Source organism: Flavobacterium sp. ACN2, from assembly GCF_002303885.1.
Classification (GTDB): Bacteria; Bacteroidota; Bacteroidia; order Flavobacteriales; family Flavobacteriaceae; genus Flavobacterium.
This window is the reverse complement of sequence record NZ_MRCM01000021.1, coordinates 1-24,133: the sequence shown is the minus strand read 5'-3', so window position 1 is coordinate 24,133 and position 24,133 is coordinate 1. Positions and strand designations below refer to the sequence as shown.

Sequence of the window (24,133 nt, the reverse complement as noted above, 5' to 3'; positions counted from 1 at the left end):
ATGGATAGAGATATTAGATTTTTGACCATTTTTACTCCTTGCGAAAATATCCATCTAATTAAAGACATTGGTATGATTCCATATGTTCTTTATAAAGAATTTAATTATAATTCTACTGTAGCAAGTTATAATAACGGTGAGTATCCATACCTACAAACAGATGTTAAAGGATTAAAACAAGTCTTTATAAAAAAAGTTTTTAAGAGTGAGTTCCTAAATTCGTTAAATTTCATACTTTTTAACTTTAGAAAATTTGATATTTTACAGGTTTATCATTTTTCACTAAAACATGTCTTATTGTTGTATGCGTTTAAGATTCTCAATTTTAGAAATAAAAAAGCGAGAGTTTTTCTGAAGATGGATGTGAATGATTCAATTAAAGATTGGAAATTTACTTTTATAAAAAGAAAAATTTATAAATTTCTTCTAGAAAAAATTGATTTACTTAGTTTAGAAAGTAAGAAACTTAATGATTTTGCTTTAAACAATAATATTTTTGGGAACAAAATTAAATATATCCCTAACGGCTTTTATGATTATGGAATAAGGAAAGATATCAAATATGCCAATAAGGAGAATTTAATTATAACAGTTGGTCGTATTGGATCATTTGAAAAAAATAATGAAGTGCTTCTTGAAGGTTTCAAAGAATTTTCTAAATTAAATGATAAATGGAAACTTGAAATTATAGGTCCAATTGAGGAAAGTTTTATAGCTTATATTAATAGTTTCATGAAAAATAATCCAAGTCTAAAAGATAAAGTTTCGTTCACAGGAGCGATTTCTGATCGAAAAGCTTTAGATGATAAATATAAAAAAGCAAAGATCTTTGTATTGACATCAATCTCGGAAGGTTTTCCATTAGTATTTCTTGAAGCTATTAAGTCTGGATGCATAATTGTATCTACTGATTTAAATACTGCTCACGATGTTACTGATGATGGAAGATTAGGTAGTATTTTTCCCATTGGTGATCATGTTGAGTTATCGAAAATTCTAAATGAAAAGGCATGTGACGAACAAAAGTTGTCTGAAGATTGCTTATCCATTCAAAACTTTGCTTACGAAAATTTTTATTGGAAAAATATTTGTCATAATATAATCACATTAATGCATTGCAAAACTAATTAAGAAATTGTAAATGAATGTTTCAATTATAATAGTAAATTATAATACTAAGGATTTGTTATCTAATTGTATTGGATCAATTTACAGTAATACAAAAGATGTCGACTTTGAAATCATCATTGTCGATAATGCTTCAATAGATGGCTCACAGGAGCTTATAAAAGAAAAATTTCCTGAAGTTGTTCTTATTGAGTCAGAAGTAAATTTAGGCTTTGGAAAAGCTAATAATTTAGGAGCAGAATTTGCTAAGGGTGATTACTTATTTCTTTTGAATTCCGACACTATTTTGCAAAATAATGCAGTTTTTTACTTTTTAGATTTTTATAAAAAAAATAATAATTTAAATATAGGATGTCTGGGAGGTATGTTAGTTGATGAAAATGGAGAAATTATTCATTCAGCAGAGCAGTTCCCTTTAAAAAGGACGGTAATATTTAAGATAATAAATAATTATTTATCTAAATTATTTAAATATCCATATAAATTGGATATTATAAAATTTGATAATAATCGATATGTTGAAGTAGATTACATCACTGGAGCTGACCTTTTTTTGACAAAGGAACTATTTTTAAAAGCCGGAAAATTCGATCCAGTTTTTTTTATGTACTTTGAAGAAACAGATTTGCAACTACAGATACATAAATTAGGATTAAAGCGTTATTTAATTAAAGAGCCCAAGATAATACATCTCGAAGGAGCAAGTGTTGCTGAAGAAGATTTTTCAGCAAAGAAAAGAATGATGATCAACGATGGGATGTTTAAATACTTCAAAAAGAATTCTTTTATCTTAAGTTATTATTTATTTAGGTTTGTCTATTTAATTGTGAGGTTACCTATTTTATTAGATAAGAGATTAACACTAAAAGAAAAATCGCAGTTTTTTTTCTCATTGGTTAGTTAAATTACGTAAACTGATTTAACTAAATATTGTTTGAAGTTTAAAATAATTAAGCATTGGGGATCTACATAATTTTATTTTTGATACTAGTCACTCTAAGTTTTACTGATTACGTTCGCTTTGATAAAAACCAAAGGAAAATATTTTTGGTAACAGGGGCGTGTGTATTTTTCCTAATTTTCTGGGCATTTGCCAGTTTAAGATGGGAATGCGGTACAGATTGGGAATCTTATTTTGATACATTCTATTATTTTTCTGATGCCCATACTGTAAATTTTGAACCAGGCTATATTGTTTTAGCGGGTCAAATTAGGCAATACACATCAAATTACACTGTTTTTCTTACTATTTTTTCCTTTTTATGTTTGACTTTTAAATTTTCCTATTTCTATAAATTTCATAAAGAGTTCTTTTTTACACTTATTTTATTATATTTTTGCTATTACTTTGCTGATATATTTGCAGTACGTCAAAATTTGGCAATTTCTTTGACATTATTTAGTACCATTTTTATTATAAGAAGACAACCTTTTTATTTTGCTTTATTTGTAATATTAGCATCATCAATTCACTATTCTTCAATACTATATTTTTTGGCTTATTATATTTATTGGACTAAAATCAGTGACAAAACTTTTTATTACTTAGTAGCATTTTGTGTAGCATTAGGATTAATTGGAATAGGCACATTAATTTTAGACTTAGTGTTAAGAGTTTTAGGAATTGATGGTTTTATAGGAGCAAAAATAAATAATTATCTTAATGAAGATAGTGAAGTATTGAATACAACTAATAATCCAATTGTAATGTATTTACTTGGTGTCACAAAGAGACTCTTATTTATACCTTTTTTTATTTTCGTAAAAAATAGATCCAAAGGCAACTTTTTGTACTTTCAAGGTTATTTTAACCTTTATATGATAGGGAATTTGACATATTTTGTTTTTGCAAAAGATTTGGCTGTATTTGCAAGAGCATCTGTTCCTTTTCTTTTCTTTGAAATTTTTTTAATAGGATATTCGCTGTCTTTCTTTAAAACTAGAAAAATGATGTTATTAACGGTATTTGCCGTAGTTATTTTTTTCTCTTGGACTAGATTTAATGCTTTAGTTAATTCCTATTACAATCTTTATGTGCCTTATAATTCAATTTTTAATAAATAAGCAAACTATTTTTCAATGAAAAATACAATAATAATAAGTGAAGTGTCTCATATAGGAGAGATTCATTTTCAGGTAAATAGTTGTTTTATTGAAATGATTACGAAAAGTAATCCATCAAGTAAGGTTATGTTTGTTGCCGAAAAAAAGCATGTTAGTGCGGTAAGATTTAATTTGGAATTATCGAATATACAAAATTTGGAATATTTACCATTTGAAGGATTTTATAATGAAGAAAAATTTAAGTGGAGATCCAGAATTATTGGAGAATGTAAACAAATCCTGAAAATTTTTAAACTCGCAGCATTACATAAAAATGAGTTATTTATATGGACATGTTTGTTTCCAACAGGACACCTTTTTTTAAATATTCTTCTACTTTTTAAAAAAAACACCAAACACATTATAATTTTGCATGGTGAGCTAGAATTATTGAAAGGAAAAAGAAAATCTGAAATTTTCTTAGGTATTATTCTTAAACTAGCATTTTTCTTAAGCAGTAAAAAAAATAAATACATAGTACTTGGAGATAATATTAAAAAAAGTTTAAAGGGCTTATTAAGTAATTCCACATTAGATAAAACATATTCTATATTACATCCATATAATTTTTGTGTAAATAAAGAAAATCTGATTAATAAAGAAGATTATAATGGATTAAACATCGGCGCGATTGGAACACAAATGTTATCAAAAAATTCTAATTGCATTTATGATTTAGGAGAATATTTTAAAAGTGAAGTTATTAATAATAAAATTAATTTGCTCACAATTGGAAAAGTACTTCCTGAACTAAAAAAATATCAAAATGGCTTTGTTAGAAATTTATATTCAGATTCTTTCGTTTCACAGCAAAAGTTTGAATTAGAAATATCAAAACTAGATTTTGTAATTTTTTTCTATGACAATAATTCTTACAAACTGTGCGCAAGCGGAGCCATTTTTGAAGCAATTAGGTTGGAAGTGCCAATAATATCTATCAAGAATGACTTTTTTGTGTGGTTATTTGAGAGTTTCGGCGAATTTGGGTTTCTATGCGATGATCTGAATGAGATCAAGCATGTTATTAGTGAATTGAATCATCAAAATTATAAGAAAAAAAATGAAGAATTTAAGAATAATATGAGACAATTTAAGATTGATAATAATTTAAGTAAGATCTCTTTAAAGCTTGAAGCAATTTTATGAAAAATATTGTCACAATTTCTGCTGTCGTTCCTATTTATAATTCACAGAAAACGATTGCTAAATGTTTAGAATCTATCTTAAGCCAAACAGAAAATGTTAACGAAATTATTATTGTTGATGATGGCAGTGTGGATAGATCTGTAGCTATTGCTAACGAAGTGTTAAAATCTGTACATGGTATAATGATAGTTTTAGTAGAACAAGAAAATGCCGGGCCTTCAGCAGCTAGAAATAAAGGTGTTTCATTGGCGACTAGTAGTCATATTGCTTTTTTGGATAGTGATGATATATGGTCACCTGATCATATTAGAAATGTTAAAGAATTTTTTCAAGAAAATGATAGTTTCAAAATCGTGGCAACAAAATATTTAGGCGCGCCGATAAGTTATGTAGGTGAAATTTTTTTGAAAAAAATGCTTTATAAAAACTATTTCCTAACTCCTTGTGTTGTTTTAAAAAAAGATGTATTTTTTGAAGTAGGCGGCTTTAATGAAGAAATGAGTTTTGCTGAGGATTATTTTTTGTGGCTCAGTATAATTTCTAATAATAGAGGTTATTTATTAGATTATGTTGGAGCAGCAAATGTTGATGATAAAAAGGTTTTTGGACAGAATGGATTATCATCAAACTTGCGACTAATGCATGAAGGGGTTTTACAATGTTATAAAAATCTCTATTCAAATAAATTAATAAACTATAAAACTTATATAAAAATTATTTTTTTTGAAAAAATTAAATACTTGAGAAGAATTATTATAAGTTGTGTTGTTAAAAATGAGTTATCATGAATATTAGACTTTTTATATTATTTGGTTTATTATGCTCATCGATTTTAATATTTAGTTTTACATCTCAAAAGGATGTTTTTTTTGAGGATAAAATATCTGTACTTGATTTTGGTGCGCGAGGTGATGGAATGACAGATGACTCAGATGCTTTTGAAAATGCAATTATATATTGTATTAAAAATCAAAAAACATTATATATCCCAAAGACTCAACAAACCTATAATTTGAATAAAACTATTCGAGTGGAGTTACTAAAAGGTGAAAAAATTAAAATTATATCAAATAAAGCAACAATTACTCCAAAAATCACTGATACAAGGAGTGCGTATAAATTAACTCCTTTTAAAGAACATGTTTTTATTTCTATAGGAAGGAAAATAAATTCAATCTATAAACCTGAAGAGCCTACTGAAAATATAGGGACACAAATATTCATTTCAGGATTAGTAATAGACGGAATTCAACAGGAAGTTACTAAAAATGTACACTCATTTGATGATGATATATATATTGCGGCACAATTTGTATCTGAAAAAGTAATTGTGGAAAATTGTGTTTTTAGAAATATAAATGGTTATGGTTTGAGAATTCATGATGTTTTAAATAGCAATATTAAAAACTGCAAATTCATAAATGTTGGAGGTAGAGGTTATACCCAATTCGCAAATAAAGTTGATATGGACGGATTTGGAGACGCCATTTATCATGCAAAAGTTAATTCGAATGCGAAAATAGTAATTAAGGATTGTTTTTTCGAAGGGAAAATTACTAATAATAAAAGGAGTAGATCGGCGTTGACATTCGAGTATTCGACTTTTCCATATGACGTTTCTATTAGTAACGTAAATATTTCGGGCTATGCAAAGTGTCTCCATATCGAAGAAACTGCTAAAACAATTTTTAGATTAAAGAATGTAAAATTTGAAGACTTTAATTTTGCTATCGCAAATGTTCTTAATGACTCTTCAATAATTTATTTACAGAATGCAATTGTAAAAGTAGGATTTAACGATGGCAATGATAATGGTGATGCGTTAGCATTTTTAAATTATCATAGCACTGCTAAAATATATGTAAGTGATTCTGAATTAGATTTTAACGGAAGAGAAAAAGCATATCAGAGTGCAGTTGGATTAGTGAAAGTTGAAAGATCAACAATTAATGGCAACAATACTAATTTTTTCTTTGCTGACGGCAATACTATTTTCTCATATTGTAAATTTATAAATTTTGGCGGGCACGAAATGTCTTTTTTTTCTAATGATAAAAGCTTAAAATATAAAATTGAAAATTCAAAGTTTATAGGGAACTCGAGAAAAGATATAAGTGCAAAATATGTTAAATTAGAAATTAATAATTAATTTTATTCTAAAAAGCATTTTTTTAAATAAATATTGGAATTTTAAAATAATCTTTTAATAAGTAAATTGCTAGAACTATAAATACTAGCAGACATTTTATACAACTTAGTTTAATTTATGAAAATTCTCCAAATTGTAAAATATTATGATCCATGTCAAGGAGGTATGGAAAGTGTAGTTAAAAATTTAGTTGAAGGTGTAGTTGATTGTTCCGACGAAATTAATTTTACAGTTTACTCGAATAATCATGTGAAAAGTTTTACTCGAGTAAAAAAAATATTCGGTAAAATCATTGTTCTTAAAGAAATAACACCTCTTTTTCTTAAAAGTCAACCTCTGAATTTGAGATATCCAGCATTAAAGAAACTAATAGCAGAAAATGATATCATTCATCATCATTACCCATTTCCTACTATGGAAGTAAGCTTATTAAGATATCTTAAGAAGTGCCAAAATAAAAAATTAATCATTACTTGGCATGCCAATATAAAAAATTCTCGGTGGAGCTGGATCGAGAAATTTTACAACCCTATGATTAAAAAAATATTGGATAGGGCAGATTGTATTATTGTAACTTCTCCACAACTTTTTGAAGCTTCTAATATTTTAAAAGATTATAAAGATAAAATAAAGGTCATTCCTTTGAGTTTTGACCCAAAGTATAAGATTTCAGCTGGTAAAAAAATGCCTGAAAATAGAAATTTCGAACTACTTTTTGTTGGTAAGTTGAGAAAGTATAAAGGGGTTGAATATTTGATTGAAGCTATTCAAAATTTGCCTGTAGGACTCACCATTGTAGGGAATGGTGAAGAACTAGAAATTTTGAAAGAAAAAGTAAATTCTGTGAGCTTACAGGATAAGGTTCGTTTTATTACTAATGCTTCTGATGAAGAATTGTCACAAATTTATCAAGCTTCGGATTTATTTGTTCTCCCATCAATTAATGAAGCAGAAGCATTTGGAGTTGTACAATTGGAAGCTATGGCAAATGGTCTTCCTGTTATAAATACAAATTTAAATTCAGGAGTGCCTTTCGTATCATTAAATGATTTTTCGGGTATTACAGTAGAACCAAAATGTTCTAAAAGTTTAAAATGTGCGATTGAGAGAATAATAGTTAATAAAGAATTATATGAGCTTTTTTCTTCAAATGCAATTCAAAGAGTAGGATTGTTTACGCGTAAAAAAATGTCTGAATCATATTTAGAGGTGTACAATGCTTAGAGTCATAATTACTGGTAAATCGGGGTTTGTAGCGCAGAATCTCTCTAGTTATTTTTCAACCATTCCATTTTCTACCTCTTTTATTTCATTAAGAAATTCTAAATGGAAAAATAATCTTTCTGGTGATGTAATTATACATTTAGCAGGAAAAGCCCACGATCTTAAAAATGTCAGGAATGCTTCAGAATATTTTGAGGTTAATACTTATTTAACCCACAAATTATTTGACTTTTTTATAGAAAGTGAAATTAAGGATTTTATTTATTTTAGTAGTGTAAAGGCTGTTGCCGATCAAGTTTCGGAAACTTTGTATGAAGATGTTTTGGCAAAACCAAAAACCCCGTATGGACAGTCAAAATTAAAAGCAGAAGAATATATTTTATCGAAACAAATTCCAGAAGGGAAAAGAGTTTTTATAATAAGGCCTTGCATGATTCACGGACCAGGAAATAAAGGGAATTTGAATCTTTTATACAATTTTGTAAAAAAAAGAATTCCATATCCTTTAGCAGCTTTTCATAACGAAAGATCTTTTTTAGGAATAGATAATCTTAATTTTTTAATTAAAGAAATTATCCAAAACAAACAGATTTCTTCAGGAGTTTATAATTTTTCGGATGATGAGGTTTTATCTACAAATGAGCTTATTGAAATTGTTTCAAGGGTTTTGAACAAAAAAACACTTTCAATAGCAATTCCTAAAGCTTTAATTAAGGGGATAGGTAAAATCGGAGATGTAATTAAATTACCTTTAAACTCTGATAAAATTCAAAAATTAACTGAAAATTATAGGGTTTCAAATCAAAAAATAAAAGATGCTGTCGGAATTGATAAAATGCCATACACAGCTAAAGAGGGACTTGAAAGAACAATAAAAAGTTTTATAAATTAGATAATGCAATATACAATTTTAGGAATTATTTTAATGATTATTATGTTGCTCTATTTTAAAGTAGCAGATCATTTTAATATAATTGACAAACCAAATCAAAGAAGTTCGCATACAGAAATTACTTTGCGAGGAGGTGGAATCATTTTTTGGTTTGCAGCATTGTTATATTTTGCTCAAAACATTGAAACTAATTTCTTTTTTTTTACAGGAATTACTTTAGTCAGTTTAGTCAGTTTTTGGGACGATATTCAAAGTTTATCAAATAAAATCCGAATTTCAATTCATTTCCTTTCCATCACGTTAATTTTTTTTGATTTAAACTTATTTACTTTCGTCCCAATTTGGATAGTTTTAGTAAGTTACGTATTAGCAATAGGGCTCATTAATGCCTATAATTTCATGGATGGAATTAATGGTATTACAGGGCTTTATACTTTAGTAGTAATGGGGTCACTGTTGTATGTAAATACAAAAATCCAGCTTTTTACTGATGGTGTTTTTATAATATATGCAATGATTGCGAGCTTAGTTTTTCTGTTTTTTAATTATAGAAAAAAAGCAAAATGTTTTGCAGGCGATGTCGGAAGTATTGCTATAGCTTTTTGGGTAATTTATCTGGTGTTAGGACTAATTCTAAAAACAGAATCACTTATATGGTTATTATTTTTGGCAGTTTATGGAGTTGATGCAGTTTGTACAATTCTACACAGACTTTATCTTAAACAGAATATTTTTGAAGCGCATAGATTGCATTTATATCAGGTTCTTAGTAATGAATATAAAATACAACATAGGTTGGTATCTCTTCTTTATGCTTTAGCCCAGACAGGAATTTCTTTAATAGTTATTTTTCTTTATCAAAAAGTTCAGGATGCAATTATATTCGTAATTGTAATTTTGCCTTTATTATTCCTTTATTCATCAAAATTTTATTTATTAAAAAAAGTAATTTAAGATTGAATCATGGAACCTAAAATAATTCAAGGAGGAAAATTTTCAGATCATCGAGGAAGTATATCTTATGTAAACGATTTTAGTTTTACAGATATTGAAAGATTTTATATTATAAGTAATTCTAAAGAAAATCCAATTCGTGCGTGGCAAGGACATAAATTAGACGCAAAGAATTTTTATTGCCTTTCAGGCTCTTTTAAAATTCATTTTATAAAAATTGACAATTGGGAGAATCCTTCAAAGGACTTGGCTATTGAGACTTTTTTAGTTTCGGAATCTGACAGCAAAATTGTTCACATACCAGCTGGTTATGCAAATGCAGTTGAGTCTCTTGAAGAAAACTCAAAATTGATATCGTTTTCTACATTATCATTAAGTAATGTTAATGAAGATGATGTTCGTTATCCGTCAGATTATTGGCATATTAATAATGGACAATAAGAGAATTTATTTGTCATTATCTCAAGAAAGCGGATTTGAGCAAGAGTATATTCAGAATGCATTAAAGTCAAATTGGATTACTTCTAGTGGCCCAAATGTTGATGAATTTGAATATAGAATCCAAAATTTTTTTAAAAATGAAAATTTTGTTACGGCGACAAATTCGGGAACGTCTGCTATACATTTAGCATTAATTTTATTAGGTGTTAAAAGTGGAGATGAAGTGATCTGTCAAACTATGACTTTTGTAGCTTCTGCAAATCCAATTTTGTACCAAAATGCATACCCGATATTTGTAGATAGTGAAGTAGATACTTGGAATATCTGTCCGAAAAATCTTGAAATTGCAATAAAAGATAGGATAAGAAAAGGAAAAAAACCAAAAGCAATTATAGCAGTACATTTATATGGAATGCCTTATAAAATTGATGAGGTTCATTCAATTGCTGATAGATACGGCATACCAATTATTGAAGATGGTGCCGAAGCTCTTGGGAGTACTTATAAAGAAAAAAAATGTGGTAGTTTTGGGACTTTTGGGATTTTGTCTTTTAATGGTAATAAAATCATTACCACTTCAAGTGGAGGAGCATTAATTTCGAATTCAAAAAGCATAAAAGAAAAAGCTATTTTTTATGCAACCCAATCAAAAGATTCAGCTGTACATTATCAGCATAGTGAAATAGGATATAACTATAGAATGAGTAATATCTGTGCCGGAATTGGTCTTGGACAAATTAAAGTTTTAGAACTGAATATTCGTCTTAGACGAGATAATCATTTATTCTATGAAGAAATTTTTAAAGACATTCAAAACGTACAACTATTCGATAATCCAAGCGGTGACTTTTTTTCTAATTTTTGGCTAAATACAATATTACTTGAAACAAAGATAGAAAGAGAAAGGTTGAGACTTGCTTTTGAAGAAGCTAATATAGAGAGTAGACCATTATGGAAGCCAATGCATTTACAGCCAGTTTTTGAAAAGTATTCCTATTACGGTAATAAAGTTGCTGAAGAATTGTTTGAAAAAGGCTTATGCTTGCCATCAGGATCAAATTTAAGTGCTAAAGATAGAAGTAGAATAAAAGATGTTATTATAAATTTCTTTAAGTGAATAAAAAAATTAAAATGAAAATCGAAGAAACGTTTATAAAAGATTTGATAATAATTGAACCAACAGTATTTGGAGACGAAAGAGGGTATTTTTTTGAGTCTTATAGTAAAACTAAATTTGAAGATTTAGGGATTAATATTGAATTTGTTCAGGATAATCAGTCATTTTCAAAGAAAGGGACTTTAAGAGGTTTACATTATCAAAATCCTCCTTTTGCCCAGACAAAACTAGTTCGTGTTTTAGAAGGTGAAATTATTGATGTTGCAGTAGATTTAAGAAAAGATTCTCCTACTTATGGAAAAGCATTTAGTATTCTATTGTCAGCAGAGAATAAAAAGCAGTTATTAGTGCCACAAGGATTTGCGCATGGATTTTCAGTTATTAGTGACACTGCTTCAGTAATGTATAAATGTGATCAATTTTATAATAAAGCCTCTGAGGGCGGAATTAAATACGATGATCCGTCTTTGAGCATTGATTGGGGAATGAATCTGGATGAAGCAATAGTTTCAGAAAAAGATCAAATTCTTCCTTTTATTGAAAATTGTAATAGTTTATTTTAATGAAAAAAATTTTAGTAACTGGTGCAACAGGACAATTAGGATCAGAACTTTCAGTTTTAGCGCCTTCTTATCCTCAATATGATTGGGTATTTGCAGATAGAACTCAAATTACATTAGATAACTTGGAAATGCTTCAATCCCAATTAGAGGCAATTTGTCCTGATGTTATATTTAATTGTGGAGCTTATACAGCAGTTGATAAAGCTGAATCAGAAAAAGATTTAGTTTTTACAGTAAATCATTTAGCAGTAGAATTAATCGCAAAATATGCACGAGAAAAGAACGTTAGATTAATTCACGTTTCAACTGATTACGTATTTGATGGAACTTCGTCAATTGCTTTGGATGAAAAAGCTGAAACTAAACCTATAAATGTTTATGGAGAAAGTAAATTGGCTGGAGAAATTGATTGTTTAAAAGAAAACCCAGAATCCATTATTATTAGGACTTCGTGGGTTTATAGCAAGTTTGGAAATAATTTTGTAAAAACAATGCAGCGATTGATGCAGGAAAGAGAGGAAATTAATGTGGTTAATGACCAAATAGGTTCTCCCACTTACGCTGCTGACTTGGCTAAAGCAATGATTGATATCATCGAATCCTCAAAATGGATCCCCGGAATTTACAATTATTCGAATGAAGGCGAAATAAGCTGGCATGAATTTGCTTTAGGCATTAAAGAGCTTGGAGATTATAACTGTAAAGTTGTTGGAATTCCTTCATCAGCTTATCCAACCCCTGCAAAAAGACCAAGTTACTCACTATTAGATAAGAAAAAGATAAAAACAGTTTATAATTTAGAAGTTCCAAATTATAAAGAAAGTTTAAGAAAGATGTTTGCTTAAATTAAAAATGATTTGAAGATTTATACGAGAGAATTTCAAGGAAATCTAAAATCTAAAATATAAAATCAAAATATATGAAAGGAATTATATTAGCTGGAGGTTCTGGCACAAGATTGCATCCATTGACATTAGCTGTAAGTAAACAGCTAATGCCGGTTTACGATAAACCTATGATTTATTATCCGTTATCAACATTAATGATGGCAGGAATTAATGAAATTTTAATTATATCTACCCCTCACGATCTACCGCATTTTAAAAAACTTTTAGGCGATGGGAGTACGGTTGGTTGTAAGTTTAGTTATGCAGAACAACCAAATCCGAATGGATTGGCTCAGGCTTTTGTAATCGGAGAGGAATTTATTGGAAAAGATAAAGTTGCTTTAGTACTGGGAGATAATATTTTCTTCGGTACTAATATGCAGCAATTGTTAAAAGATAATGCGGATCCAGATGGAGGAGTTGTTTTTGCTTACCATGTTTCGGATCCTGAAAGATATGGAGTAGTGGAATTTGATGAAAGTAAAAATGCTATTTCTATTGAGGAAAAACCTTTAGAACCTAAATCTAATTATGCCGTTCCAGGACTTTATTTCTACGATAATTCTGTTGTAGAGATTGCAAAAAGCATAAAACCAAGTGCTAGAGGTGAATATGAAATTACGGATATAAACAAAGTTTATCTTGAAAAAGGCAAATTAAAAGTGGGTATACTAAGTAGAGGAACAGCTTGGCTGGATACAGGAACTTTTAATAGTTTAATGCAAGCTGGGCAATTTGTACAAGTTCTAGAAGAAAGACAAGGATTAAAGGTTGGGTGCATTGAAGAAATTGCATGGAGGCAAGGATTTATTGACGATGCACGACTGGAAGAATTAGCTCAGCCATTACTTAAATCTGGTTATGGAACTTATCTTTTGGAATTTTTAAAGCAAAAGAAAAAAGGTGTTAAAATTTAATTTGCACCATTAAGTAATTATTTAAAACCTTTAATTTGTATTTTTGTATAAAGTTCAAATTTTACTGACTTAAAAAATGCTAAATTGAATACAGAAAAACCAAATAATATAGCCTCTTTGTTATATAGAACCTTTTCTCCAAGAAACCTTAGAGCAAATATCAATAATTTGAGTTATTTGCCTAGGTGGATTATTGTTGCTATTGATGTAATGGTTTTGTTTTTTTCATTTTCCTTTACTTATTTGCTTTTTGATGGAACTGCAATTGGGTACATTATAACTTCTCATGATTTTTATTTTGTAGCGGGATTAATAACAGTCAATATATTTTTCTTTTGGCTCTTTAGAACCTATTCAGGAATTATTAGACACTCCTCATATATTGATGCAATAAAATTGCTTTTCTCTCAAATGTCAGTTTTAGTTTTCTTTCTATTTATAAATCTAATATTTGAATTATATACTGGGCATAAAGCATTTTTAAATACAGCGCTTTTTATCAATTTAGTTTTATCTTTTTGCGGCCTATTTTTATATCGTGTTATTGTAAAGCAAACATTTGAGATGTATTTTTCGGAAAAAGCGACAACTAAGCTTGTACGGACAGTTATTTATGGTACAGATGCAAATGCAATTTCTGTCGCAAATGCTTTAAAATTTGAGACGCCTTCTAGGTTTAAAATTGTTGGATTTGTTGATAAGAATAATCAGAATGCATCTAAGAGAATGCTAGATCTTCCTATTTTAATTTTAAGAAAGAAACTTCCTGCTTTAATGCGTTCTGTTGCAGCAGAAGGGGTAATTATTGCAGATAAAAGTTTGACAAAAGATGAACAACTTATTATTGTTGATCAATGTTTAGAGTTCAATTACAGAGTATATACGGTTCCATTGATTTCAGATTGGGAAAATCAAAAAGAAATTTCTCAGAAAGTAAAAAATATACAGATTGAAGATTTATTAGAAAGAAAACCTATAGTCTTAGATAGTAAATCAATTTCGAAACAATTAAAAGATAAAACAATCTTAATAACAGGTGCGGCTGGTTCAATTGGGAGTGAGATTGTCAGACAGGTTCTGAATTTTAATCCAAAAAATGTAATTGTTTTAGATCACGCAGAGACACCGTTACACAATTTATGCTTAGAAACTCAGGGAATGAATTTCAGCACGAAAATTGTTGCAGTAATTGCTGATGTAAGAAGTAAAAAAGCTTTAGAAAAAGTTTTTAAAAATTATAATCCTCATGTTGTTTTTCATGCGGCAGCTTACAAACATGTGCCTTTGATGGAAGAGAATCCGTCTCAAGCAATTCAAACTAATATTAAAGGAACTAAAAACCTTGCCGATTTAGCTTGTAAATATCAGGTTAAGAAATTTGTAATGGTTTCTACCGATAAAGCTGTTAACCCAAGTAATGTAATGGGAGCTAGTAAACGTATTGCAGAAAAATATGTGCAGTCTTTATTCTTAAAAAACCAAAGAGAAAAGGTTGAAGGCGGGACAAAATTTATTACTACTCGTTTTGGAAACGTTTTAGGTTCAAATGGATCTGTTGTCCCCTTATTTACTAAACAAATAGCAGAAGGAGGACCAGTAACAATTACACATCAGGATATAATTCGTTATTTTATGACAATCCCTGAGGCATGTCAACTTGTATTAGAAGCTGGAGCTATGGGTAATGGTGGTGAAATTTATATTTTTGACATGGGTAAACCAGTTAGAATTATTGATTTGGCACGAAAAATGATTAAGCTGGCTGGTTTTATTCCTGACAAGGAAATTAAAATTAAAATAGTTGGTTTAAGACCTGGAGAAAAACTTTACGAAGAATTATTAAATGATACTTCTAAGACTCTTCCAACACATCACAATAAGATCATGATTGCGCAAGAAATTCAAGACGAGTATGAAAATCTTCATAATGAGGTTGATGAATTGATTGGAATTGCTGATTTTTACGAAAATGATGATATTGTTTCAAAAATGAAAAAGATAGTTCCTGAATTCAAAAGCATGAATTCAACTTTTGAAGTTTTAGATAAATAAGATCAAACGAAAATAAAATCAATATAGTCAAGAGGTGTTTTTTAAACGCCTTTTGACATTTTTAAATAAATTTTAAAATGTTAAAAATCTTGTTAATTTTTTTAAATTAAGATTTTTAAGCCCCTTTAAATGGATTCTAAAAATACAAAAGACTGGCTGTTTGAAATAACACCCAAGAATAAATTTTTCTCGCTAAATTTTAAAGAAATTTGGCAATATCGAGATTTACTAATGCTCTTTGTAAAAAGAGATATTATCACAGTTTATAAGCAAACTGTTTTAGGTCCTCTATGGTATTTAATACAGCCTTTATTTACTTCTATTACCTTTACGATTATTTTTAATAATGTAGCAGGAATCAAAACAGGATCCATTCCACCATTCTTATTTAATCTTGCAGGAATTATGGTTTGGAATTATTTTACTGCGTGCTTAAATGGGACTTCAGATACTTTTAAATCCAACGCAGGAATATTTGGAAAAGTATATTTCCCTAGAATTATTACTCCTTTATCCATAGTGACTTCGAACTTAATAAAATTCGGAATTCAATTTGGGATATTTATTTTCTTTTACATTTTCTTTTATTTTCAAGGAGCAGATTTAAGCCTAAATGGATTAATACTATTTTTCCCAATCTTAATTTTGTTTATGGGAATTTTAGGTTTAGGTTTGGGGATGATGATTTCTTCAATGGTTACAAAATATAGAGATTTAAATAATTTAGTTGGTTTTGGAGTCCAACTATTAATGTATATATCTGCTGTAATGTATCCTATGGAATTAATAAAAGAAAAACTCCCAAAATTTGGTTGGATTGTAGAATACAACCCATTGGCTTATGTTGTAGAAACTTCTCGCTATATGCTTTTAAATATTGGAAGTATTTCAATTTTAGGTTTAGTATATACAATGATAGTTACAATTGTAGTTTTCTTCATTGGGTTATTAATTTTTAATAGAACAGAAAAAAGCTTTATAGATACTGTATAAATGAAAGACATCATATTAAAAGCTGAAAATATCTCTAAGCAATATCGTTTAGGGCAGGTTGGAACAGGAACTTTAAGCCATGATTTAAATCGATGGTGGCACAAAATTAGAGGAAAGGAAAATCCATATCTAAAAATTGGTGATACCAACGATCGCTCTACAAAAGGAACTTCAGATTACGTTTGGGCTTTACAGGATATCAACTTTGAGGTAGAAAGAGGTGAAGTTTTAGGAATTATTGGAAAGAACGGAGCAGGAAAATCTACCCTTTTAAAAATTCTTTCAAAGGTTACAGCGCCAACAACAGGTAGTATAAAATCTAAAGGACGTATTGCGTCTTTATTAGAAGTTGGAACAGGTTTTAATGGAGAGATGACAGGGCGAGAAAACATCTTTCTAAATGGAGCCATTTTAGGAATGACCAAAAAAGAAATTGCTTCAAAGCTTGATGAAATTATTGAATTTTCTGGCTGTGAACGTTATATTGATACCCCAGTGAAAAGATATAGTTCTGGAATGACAGTTCGTTTGGCATTTGCAGTAGCTGCTTTTTTAGAACCTGAAGTTTTAGTAGTCGATGAGGTTTTAGCAGTGGGAGATGCTGAATTTCAAAAAAAGGCGATCGGAAAAATGCAAGAGATTTCGACTGAAGGGGGGAGGACAGTATTATTTGTAAGCCATGATATGAATGCTATTTCTACATTGACAAATAAAGTGATTGTTTTGAGAAACGGAGGTGTTTATTTTGAAGGAAACACAGATGAAGGAATAAGGAGATATTTAAATGACGGTTCAAGCGAATCTACTTATATAGCTAATGCAGATGAGCATATTCCAAAAATTACTAAAATAGAGCTATTTACCAGTTTGCCAGGTAAAATTCATGAATTTGGTAAAGAGTTAAAAATTGAGTTTACAATTAATTGCCCTATCCGTGTTGAGAATTTAGCATTATCATTTCAAGTAATTGATGAATTTCAAAATCCAATTTTGCATACATGGCAAATTGATTCTGAGTTTAAGATAAATAGAGAAAAAGGAATATATACTTTTAGTTGCACTTATGAAAAGCTAAGGCTTTATATGGGGGTCTTTTCTATCAGAGTGTATTTATCGGAATCTAAAACTAAGGAAAGATTTGATTTTATCGATTCAACTTGTAATTTTAAAGTTGAAATGATGAAAAATGTAAGAGGAGACTATAAATGGCAAGGAGGAACCTGTAAGTATATAGAAGATTCAAAATGGGAAGTAACAAAACAATAGCTATGAGTAGATTATATAGAATTAAAAAGAAAATTAGTAAATACTTGAATCATAATGTTAAAGAGAGCTCTACTCTAAAAACGGACTCTCGAACAAATGATTTTACAGATTTTGAAAATTCAGTAATTAGTCAGGTTAAAGATTATACGATGACATCAGCAGAGAGAATAGTTTCTTTAATACATGCTGTTGAATATATAGCTACAAATAATATCGAGGGAGATATAATTGAATGTGGAGTTTGGAAAGGAGGCAGTATAGGAACGTGTATGCTGACTTTGAACAAGCTAAACAAAAATAATACTAAAATCTGGCTGTTCGATACATTTGAAGGAATGAATGAACCAACAGATTTTGATTTGGACATAAATGGAGATCTAGCATCTGATCGAATGGAAATAGAAGATGAGGAAACGTCAAGATTATGGGCTAAAGCCGAATTAGATAATGTTAAAGAGAATATAAGTAAATATAATTATCCAAGTGAAAATGTTAATTTCATAAAAGGTATGGTTGAGGAAACTTTATTGTCTCATGAATTGCCAGAAAAAATTTCTTTGCTAAGATTGGACACAGATTGGTATGAGTCAACAAAAATAGAATTAGAAATTTTATATCCAAAACTTGTTTCAGGCGGTGTTTTAATTATTGACGACTATGGACATTGGGACGGCTGTCGAAGAGCTGTTGATGAATATTTTAATTCACTACCTTTTAAACCTTTTCTAGGCCGAATCGATTATACTGGAAGAATTATGATAAAACCATGAAGCTAAATAATTTCACGGATGTACCTTACTGTAAAGAAAATTTAGACAGATATTACATTAGAACGTCGATTCTAAATGCACTTAATGAAAATCTTAAAAGATTTAGTGGTGAAATACTAGATATAGGTTGTGGTAAAATGCCATACAAAAATTATATTCTTAAAAATAGTAATGCGACAAAATATACAGGTCTTGATATCGAAGATGCTTTGGTTTATGATTCGGAAGTAAAACCAGATTTTACTTGGAATGGAATCAATATGCCGTTTGAAAATAACTCTTTCGACTGTGCATTTGGAACAGAAGTCTTAGAACATTGTCCCGAGCCAGAAATAATCTTAAAAGAGCTTCATAGGGTTTTAAAAGAAGACGCTATATTTTTCTTTACTGTTCCTTTTTTATGGAATCTTCATGAAGTTCCTCATGATGAATACAGATATACGCCTTTTTCATTACAACGACATCTTGAGAATTCAGGATTTAAAGATATTGAAATAAAAGCTTTGGGCGGATGGCATGCTTCATTGGCGCAAATGTTAGGACTATGGGTAAGAAGAGCTCCTATGAGTGCTAAAAAAAGAAAAGTACTTTCTTCGGTTTTAAAACCATTTATTCTTTTTTTAATAAAAAAAGATAAAAATTTGACGATAAATTTTAAAGAAGGACAAATGATAACAGGACTATATGGTATCGCAAAAAAATAGAATAGCGATGGTATCACCATCATTTAATACGTATTCTGAAACATTTATTCAAGTTCAGAAGACAGGAATAAAAGCAGAAGTTTTTTACTATTACGGAGGAAGTCTTCCGCTATATTTAGAGAATTTTGGCAAACTGTTAAAAACAAAAGATTTATTATTCTATAAAATATTAGAAAAGATTAGGCCTACTAATTTTAAACCAGAAGAATTAGCATTTATTAGATCTTTAAAGAAGAATAAAATAGAATTAATTTTTGCACAGTATGGTCCGGTAGGAAATCGTTTGGCAAAGATTAGCAAATATTTAAATATTCCGCTTATTACTCATTTTCATGGTTATGACGCATCTGTATATTCTGCTATTGAAGAATGTCAAAATTATTCGCAGGCTTTTAATTACAGTACATTTGTTGTAGCAGTTTCTATTTCTATGAAGCAAAATCTATTAAGATTAGGCTGTCCAGAGGAGAAACTAATTTATAGTACATATGGTCCAGATAAAAGTTTTATTAATTTAGTTCCTAAATTTACCGACGATACTTTTATAGCCATAGGGCGTTTCGTAGAGAAAAAAGCTCCATATTACACTATTTTAGCCTTCAGTAAGGTCTTGGAGAAATTTCCAAATGCTAAGTTAGTGATTGGCGGAGATGGAAATTTATTTGAAGTTTGTAAAAACTTAGTTTATTATTTAAAACTTGAAAATAATGTTTTCTTGCCAGGAGTACTTTCTAAAGAAGATTTTGTTGCTTATTTAGAAAATTCACTTGCCTTTGTACAACATTCTATAACTGCTATAAATGGTGATCAGGAAGGAACTCCAGTTGCAATTTTAGAGGCCAGTGCTGCTGGATTGCCTATTATTGCCACTTTCCATGCAGGAATTCCTGACGTTATTATTAATGAAAAAACGGGATTGTTGATAAATGAACATGATGTGGATGCAATGGCTCAACAGATGATAATGTTACTTGAGAATAAAGAATATGCAATTGAGCTGGGAAGAAAGGGAAAGGAAAATATTCAATCTAATTTTTCGCAAGAAAGACATTTAAAAATTCTTAATGATTTAGTCGATAAAGCTATTGAGACAGCATAAAAGCATTTTATTGATTATTTATGGAAAAATTAGAAGATAATATAGTAATTAATGTACTTACCCGTACTTCAAATCGTCCTATTGGATTTAAAAATTTAAAATATTCTTTAAATAATCAGACTTATAAAATAATCAGACATATTGTTTCTTATGATAATGATGTCGATTTAAATTATCTTAACCAGTACGATGTTGAGAAAGTTAAGGTAAATAGCGATATAAGAGAAGAGAAAAATCATCCAGATGGTTTTACACCTGCATATTATAATTTATATTGTAATGAATTGCTGGATAAGGTAACTGACGGTTGGATAGTTTTTCTGGATGATGATGTAAATCTTTTTCATCATAAAGTATTTGAAGAAATTATAAGTCATATTAAAAAGAATGATAATGATACTATGTTTTTTTGGCAAATTAGATTTCCAAATAAAGTTATTTTGCCGGATAATAGAAGAGTGAAAAAGGGGATGATTGAAATCTACAATATCGATACTGCATGTTTCTTGTTTCATTCAAAATATAAGAATAAGGTTAGGTGGGATGGATGGAAAGTCTCCGATTATAGAGTTATAAATTCTTTGTCAAAAATCATTCCTAAACAAAAATGGATAAATCAAGTCTATGTCCAAATAAACAATCAAGGCGATTTAGGAAATAAAAATGATATAAAGAAAAATAGTGTTAATAAATTTGTTTTTTTTAAAACTTTTTTTTGGCATTTTATTCCAAAATATCATTATCAAATTTTTGGATTGTATCTTTTTAAATCAGATTTTTTAAAACAATTTGGTATCAAGTTTAAGCAAAGTATTCGATATAAAATAAAAATTTTAGTACGTTATCTAAAATTGAAGAATTGATGCAAACAGATCAACTTCTAATTTCTGTAATTGTTCAAAAAAAAATATTGAGAGATAAATAAGTCACTAAAACGCATACTAATAAGATATCCTAAGAATAGAAAAATGAACAGCCTTCCTTTGATTTCGATATGCATTCCCACGTTTAATGGAGAAAAATATCTACAAGAAACATTAAATAGTATTCGAGAACAAACATATTGTAATATTGAAGTGATTGTTAGTGATGATAAATCAATGGATAAAACACTAGATATTATTGAAAAATTTAAATTCCAAAGTAAATTCCCTGTTTTTATCTATCATCACAAACCAAAAGGAATTGGTGCAAATTGGAATAATTGTATAAAAAAATCCAATGGTGAATTTATCAAATTTTTATTTCAAGATGATGTAATGGAACAGAATTGCATTGAAGAAATGATTTCAATATATGATGAAAATCCAGCGGTTGGCTTAATCGCAAGTAAACGATCTTTTATTATTGAACAAAATGCTGTTGGAGAAAATACTAATAACTGGATAAAAAAATATGAAGATTTACAAAAAAAATTAGTTAAGGAAGAAACTGATGTACTAATATTGGATAAGCTTATATTTAAAAGAGACGATTTTAGAAAACAGCCATTTAATAAAATCGGAGAGCCCAGCGTAGTTCTTTTTAGAAAAGATATTGTAAATAAAATTGGGTATTTCCGGACAGACTTGAAACAAGTTCTTGATTATGAATTTTGGTATAGAATTTTAAAGGAGCAACCGATTCTGATAATAAATAAACCATTAGTGAAATTTAGAATACATCAAGATCAAGCAACAAATGAAAATAGTAAAAAGCATATAAAGGATTATAGTCTTTATGATAAAATTTTGTATAAAGAATATTTTAACCTAGTAAATGAAGAAAACAGATTAAGGTTAGAATATAAATTCTCTATTGTTTCAAAAATAACCCGAAAATTGAAGTTTTTATTCAATGTCAAAATGAAAGTAAAATGAAAATCGTAGTTGTCATTGTAACTCATAATCCAAAAAAATGGTTGCACAAATGTTTAAGTAGCCTAAAGAATAGCACAATTGATTTAAGTATAATTGTGGTTGATAATAAATCTACAGATGGATCTCCTGCTATAATTAAAAATGATTTTCCTGAAGTAAAACTTATTGAAGAAAAAGAAAATAAAGGATTTGGGAATGGTAATAATATTGGCATAAAAAAAGCTTTCAATGAAGGGGCAGACTATTTTTTTTTGCTAAATCAAGATGCTTGGATAGAACCAAACACGATAGCAAACCTTATTATAGCGCATCAGAAAGAACCTCAGTTTGGAATCGTCAGCCCAATGCATTTAAATGGCAAAGGAGATGCTTTAGATTATAAATTTTCGTTATATATCAATCCTTCAAGTTGTAAAAATATATATTCGGATATTTATTTAAAAAAAATAAAAAATTCTATATACGAGGTCGATTTTGTTAATGCAGCTGCTTGGTTAATTTCAAGAAATTGTATAGAAAAAGTAGGAGGGTTTAATCCTTCTTTTTTTCATTATGGAGAGGATGATAATTATATCCAAAGGATAAAATTTCATTCTTTTAAGTTAGGCGTATTGCCTACTTGCAATATTTTTCATGATAGAGAGACTATCTTACATAAGAACATATATTTTGAAGATGAAATAGTATCATATAAAAGGCTTTCAGTTTTAAAATTTTCAAATCCGTATAATAATTGCAGTTTTCAAAATGAATATAAAAAAAACTATATGGGTCTTGCAAAAGCTATTGTTTTTTTGAAAATAGGAGATATGAAAAAGAATATTTTAAAAATTAAAATTTTAAATCAGTTGGATAAAGAAAATATCTTAAAAAACAATAATGAAAGTAAAAAAATAGCATCATCTTTTTTAAATTAAATGATTAATCCATTAGTTTCCATAATAATACCTGCTTTCAATCGTGCACATTTAATAAGTGAAACATTAGACAGTTTGCTTGCGCAAGTTTATCAAAATTGGGAATGTATTGTTGTTGATGATGGCTCCAGTGATAATACGGTTGAAGTTGTGGATGGGTATGTAAAGAGAGATAGTCGTTTTAAATTATATCTGCGTCCTTCAGAAATGCAAGCCGGAGGTAATGCAGCACGCAATTATGGATTTGAAATGTCTAAGGGAAACTATGTAAAGTGGTTTGATAGTGATGATATAATGTATCATAACTTTTTACAGATTCAGGTTTCGATTTTACTTAATAATAAATCACTGGATTTTTGCGCTTGTCAATGGGAATACTTTTTCGAAGATGGAAAAACAGCTAAAAATTATATTAATTTAGCCCCAAAAGAACATCCGTTGTATGCTTATTTTCTTGGTGGACATGTTTTTGCGACACCTTCTCCATTATGGAAAAGGGAATTCTTGACAGGTAAAAATTTATTTGATGTCACTTTATATAGGAGTCAAGAAGCTGATTTTCATTTAAGGATGATTTCTTTTTCTCCAAAATATATTACCCATGCAGATTTTTTATATAAAGTCAGAAGAGGACATGAAAGTATTGAGACAACTTCAGCAGATTTAAAAAAGCAGTTATCTGTTTTAAAATATTTTCAAAATGCATTTAAAATAATTGAGGAAAATACATTCGAAGGAAAAGTAAAGCTCCAGCAATATTTGATTTATAGAATTTTAGTGCAAGTGTATATTGTTGCCTCTCAAGAGAAAAATATATATGGAAGATTAAAATATTTTCATTTTCATAAAAATATTTTTAAATACAATACGTATTTGGGAATTAACACTCTTTTAAAGACACAATTTGGTCTGTTTTTATTGATTTCTTTCAATAAAGGATATCGTTTTATAT

The 24,133-nt window shown here is 28.9% G+C and carries 24 protein-coding genes; all 24 read left to right on the top strand.

What is annotated here, in order from left to right; all coding sequences use genetic code 11:
• On the top strand, positions 1-1,131 hold the full coding sequence (locus tag BSF41_RS21020; protein WP_095931468.1) for a glycosyltransferase family 4 protein: 1,131 nt from the start codon (positions 1-3) through the stop codon (positions 1,129-1,131).
• Between the two features lie 10 nt (positions 1,132-1,141).
• A complete protein-coding gene (locus BSF41_RS21015; protein WP_095931467.1) occupies positions 1,142-2,032 on the top strand; it encodes a glycosyltransferase family 2 protein in 891 nt (296 codons plus the stop codon).
• A gap of 77 nt (positions 2,033-2,109) precedes the next feature.
• On the top strand, positions 2,110-3,192 hold the full coding sequence (locus tag BSF41_RS21010) for an EpsG family protein (RefSeq protein ID WP_172426949.1): 1,083 nt from the start codon (positions 2,110-2,112) through the stop codon (positions 3,190-3,192).
• A 15-nt stretch (positions 3,193-3,207) separates the two neighbouring features.
• Positions 3,208-4,377 carry a hypothetical protein gene (locus BSF41_RS21005; RefSeq protein WP_095931465.1) on the top strand — a complete coding sequence of 390 codons (1,170 nt, stop codon included), beginning with the start codon at positions 3,208-3,210 and terminating at the stop codon, positions 4,375-4,377.
• The gene (locus BSF41_RS21000) at positions 4,374-5,165 is read left to right on the top strand and encodes a glycosyltransferase family A protein (RefSeq protein WP_095931464.1); all 792 of its coding nucleotides are present in this window, start codon (positions 4,374-4,376) and stop codon (positions 5,163-5,165) included. The genes BSF41_RS21005 and BSF41_RS21000 overlap by 4 nt, the downstream gene beginning before the upstream one ends.
• On the top strand, positions 5,162-6,526 hold the full coding sequence (locus BSF41_RS20995) for a hypothetical protein (protein ID WP_095931463.1): 1,365 nt from the start codon (positions 5,162-5,164) through the stop codon (positions 6,524-6,526). The genes BSF41_RS21000 and BSF41_RS20995 overlap by 4 nt, the downstream gene beginning before the upstream one ends.
• 117 nt (positions 6,527-6,643) lie before the next feature.
• On the top strand, positions 6,644-7,750 hold the full coding sequence (locus tag BSF41_RS20990) for a glycosyltransferase (protein ID WP_095931462.1): 1,107 nt from the start codon (positions 6,644-6,646) through the stop codon (positions 7,748-7,750).
• Positions 7,743-8,642 (top strand): NAD-dependent epimerase/dehydratase family protein, encoded by a 900-nt coding sequence (locus BSF41_RS20985; protein WP_095931461.1) that lies wholly within the window; start codon positions 7,743-7,745, stop codon positions 8,640-8,642. Before BSF41_RS20990 ends, BSF41_RS20985 begins: the two co-directional genes overlap by 8 nt.
• Positions 8,643-8,645: 3 nt before the next feature.
• Positions 8,646-9,596, top strand: coding sequence for a glycosyltransferase family 4 protein (locus BSF41_RS20980; protein ID WP_095931460.1), 951 nt, complete (start codon positions 8,646-8,648; stop codon positions 9,594-9,596).
• A gap of 9 nt (positions 9,597-9,605) precedes the next feature.
• Positions 9,606-10,037, top strand: a complete 432-nt coding sequence (locus BSF41_RS20975) for a WxcM-like domain-containing protein (protein ID WP_095931459.1) — start codon at positions 9,606-9,608, stop codon at positions 10,035-10,037.
• The gene (locus tag BSF41_RS20970) at positions 10,027-11,154 is read left to right on the top strand and encodes a DegT/DnrJ/EryC1/StrS aminotransferase family protein (protein WP_095931458.1); all 1,128 of its coding nucleotides are present in this window, start codon (positions 10,027-10,029) and stop codon (positions 11,152-11,154) included. Before BSF41_RS20975 ends, BSF41_RS20970 begins: the two co-directional genes overlap by 11 nt.
• Positions 11,155-11,168: 14 nt before the next feature.
• Positions 11,169-11,717 (top strand): dTDP-4-dehydrorhamnose 3,5-epimerase, encoded by a 549-nt coding sequence (gene rfbC / locus BSF41_RS20965; protein ID WP_095931457.1) that lies wholly within the window; start codon positions 11,169-11,171, stop codon positions 11,715-11,717.
• Positions 11,717-12,562, top strand: a complete 846-nt coding sequence (gene rfbD, locus BSF41_RS20960) for a dTDP-4-dehydrorhamnose reductase (protein WP_095931456.1) — start codon at positions 11,717-11,719, stop codon at positions 12,560-12,562. The genes rfbC and rfbD overlap by 1 nt, the downstream gene beginning before the upstream one ends.
• Before the next feature lie 74 nt (positions 12,563-12,636).
• Positions 12,637-13,521, top strand: coding sequence for a glucose-1-phosphate thymidylyltransferase RfbA (rfbA, locus tag BSF41_RS20955; RefSeq protein ID WP_095931455.1), 885 nt, complete (start codon positions 12,637-12,639; stop codon positions 13,519-13,521).
• Positions 13,522-13,605: 84 nt separating this feature from the next.
• Positions 13,606-15,573, top strand: a complete 1,968-nt coding sequence (locus BSF41_RS20950) for a nucleoside-diphosphate sugar epimerase/dehydratase (RefSeq protein ID WP_095931454.1) — start codon at positions 13,606-13,608, stop codon at positions 15,571-15,573.
• A 129-nt stretch (positions 15,574-15,702) separates the two neighbouring features.
• Positions 15,703-16,566, top strand: coding sequence for an ABC transporter permease (locus BSF41_RS20945; RefSeq protein ID WP_095931453.1), 864 nt, complete (start codon positions 15,703-15,705; stop codon positions 16,564-16,566).
• Positions 16,567-17,832 (top strand): ABC transporter ATP-binding protein, encoded by a 1,266-nt coding sequence (locus tag BSF41_RS20940; RefSeq protein ID WP_095931452.1) that lies wholly within the window; start codon positions 16,567-16,569, stop codon positions 17,830-17,832.
• 2 nt (positions 17,833-17,834) lie between these two features.
• Positions 17,835-18,602 (top strand): TylF/MycF/NovP-related O-methyltransferase, encoded by a 768-nt coding sequence (locus BSF41_RS20935; protein ID WP_172426948.1) that lies wholly within the window; start codon positions 17,835-17,837, stop codon positions 18,600-18,602.
• Entirely contained in the window at positions 18,599-19,306 is a 708-nt protein-coding gene (locus tag BSF41_RS20930) for a class I SAM-dependent methyltransferase (protein WP_095931450.1), read from the top strand. The genes BSF41_RS20935 and BSF41_RS20930 overlap by 4 nt, the downstream gene beginning before the upstream one ends.
• The gene (locus BSF41_RS20925; protein WP_095931449.1) at positions 19,287-20,405 is read left to right on the top strand and encodes a glycosyltransferase; all 1,119 of its coding nucleotides are present in this window, start codon (positions 19,287-19,289) and stop codon (positions 20,403-20,405) included. The genes BSF41_RS20930 and BSF41_RS20925 overlap by 20 nt, the downstream gene beginning before the upstream one ends.
• Before the next feature lie 20 nt (positions 20,406-20,425).
• The gene (locus tag BSF41_RS20920) at positions 20,426-21,268 is read left to right on the top strand and encodes a glycosyltransferase family 2 protein (protein ID WP_095931448.1); all 843 of its coding nucleotides are present in this window, start codon (positions 20,426-20,428) and stop codon (positions 21,266-21,268) included.
• A gap of 105 nt (positions 21,269-21,373) precedes the next feature.
• Entirely contained in the window at positions 21,374-22,264 is an 891-nt protein-coding gene (locus BSF41_RS20915) for a glycosyltransferase (protein ID WP_095931447.1), read from the top strand.
• Positions 22,261-23,181 carry a glycosyltransferase family 2 protein gene (locus tag BSF41_RS20910; RefSeq protein WP_095931446.1) on the top strand — a complete coding sequence of 307 codons (921 nt, stop codon included), beginning with the start codon at positions 22,261-22,263 and terminating at the stop codon, positions 23,179-23,181. Before BSF41_RS20915 ends, BSF41_RS20910 begins: the two co-directional genes overlap by 4 nt.
• On the top strand, positions 23,182-24,133 hold a 952-nt coding region (locus BSF41_RS20905), incomplete at its 3' end, for a glycosyltransferase family 2 protein (RefSeq protein ID WP_141248175.1).

Coding starts and splice junctions, on each gene's coding strand:
- BSF41_RS20975 (WP_095931459.1), top strand. CDS start 9,606: ATGGAACCTAAAATAATTCAAGGAGGAAAATTTTCAGATCATCGAGGA.
- BSF41_RS21020 (WP_095931468.1), top strand. CDS start 1: ATGGATAGAGATATTAGATTTTTGACCATTTTTACTCCTTGCGAAAAT.
- rfbC (WP_095931457.1), top strand. CDS start 11,169: ATGAAAATCGAAGAAACGTTTATAAAAGATTTGATAATAATTGAACCA.
- BSF41_RS20915 (WP_095931447.1), top strand. CDS start 21,374: ATGAACAGCCTTCCTTTGATTTCGATATGCATTCCCACGTTTAATGGA.
- BSF41_RS20940 (WP_095931452.1), top strand. CDS start 16,567: ATGAAAGACATCATATTAAAAGCTGAAAATATCTCTAAGCAATATCGT.
- BSF41_RS20935 (WP_172426948.1), top strand. CDS start 17,835: ATGAGTAGATTATATAGAATTAAAAAGAAAATTAGTAAATACTTGAAT.
- rfbA (WP_095931455.1), top strand. CDS start 12,637: ATGAAAGGAATTATATTAGCTGGAGGTTCTGGCACAAGATTGCATCCA.
- BSF41_RS21005 (WP_095931465.1), top strand. CDS start 3,208: ATGAAAAATACAATAATAATAAGTGAAGTGTCTCATATAGGAGAGATT.
- BSF41_RS20985 (WP_095931461.1), top strand. CDS start 7,743: ATGCTTAGAGTCATAATTACTGGTAAATCGGGGTTTGTAGCGCAGAAT.
- BSF41_RS20995 (WP_095931463.1), top strand. CDS start 5,162: ATGAATATTAGACTTTTTATATTATTTGGTTTATTATGCTCATCGATT.
- BSF41_RS20980 (WP_095931460.1), top strand. CDS start 8,646: ATGCAATATACAATTTTAGGAATTATTTTAATGATTATTATGTTGCTC.
- BSF41_RS20945 (WP_095931453.1), top strand. CDS start 15,703: ATGGATTCTAAAAATACAAAAGACTGGCTGTTTGAAATAACACCCAAG.
- BSF41_RS20925 (WP_095931449.1), top strand. CDS start 19,287: ATGGTATCGCAAAAAAATAGAATAGCGATGGTATCACCATCATTTAAT.
- BSF41_RS20930 (WP_095931450.1), top strand. CDS start 18,599: ATGAAGCTAAATAATTTCACGGATGTACCTTACTGTAAAGAAAATTTA.
- BSF41_RS21000 (WP_095931464.1), top strand. CDS start 4,374: ATGAAAAATATTGTCACAATTTCTGCTGTCGTTCCTATTTATAATTCA.
- rfbD (WP_095931456.1), top strand. CDS start 11,717: ATGAAAAAAATTTTAGTAACTGGTGCAACAGGACAATTAGGATCAGAA.
- BSF41_RS20970 (WP_095931458.1), top strand. CDS start 10,027: ATGGACAATAAGAGAATTTATTTGTCATTATCTCAAGAAAGCGGATTT.
- BSF41_RS20920 (WP_095931448.1), top strand. CDS start 20,426: ATGGAAAAATTAGAAGATAATATAGTAATTAATGTACTTACCCGTACT.
- BSF41_RS21015 (WP_095931467.1), top strand. CDS start 1,142: ATGAATGTTTCAATTATAATAGTAAATTATAATACTAAGGATTTGTTA.
- BSF41_RS20990 (WP_095931462.1), top strand. CDS start 6,644: ATGAAAATTCTCCAAATTGTAAAATATTATGATCCATGTCAAGGAGGT.
- BSF41_RS20910 (WP_095931446.1), top strand. CDS start 22,261: ATGAAAATCGTAGTTGTCATTGTAACTCATAATCCAAAAAAATGGTTG.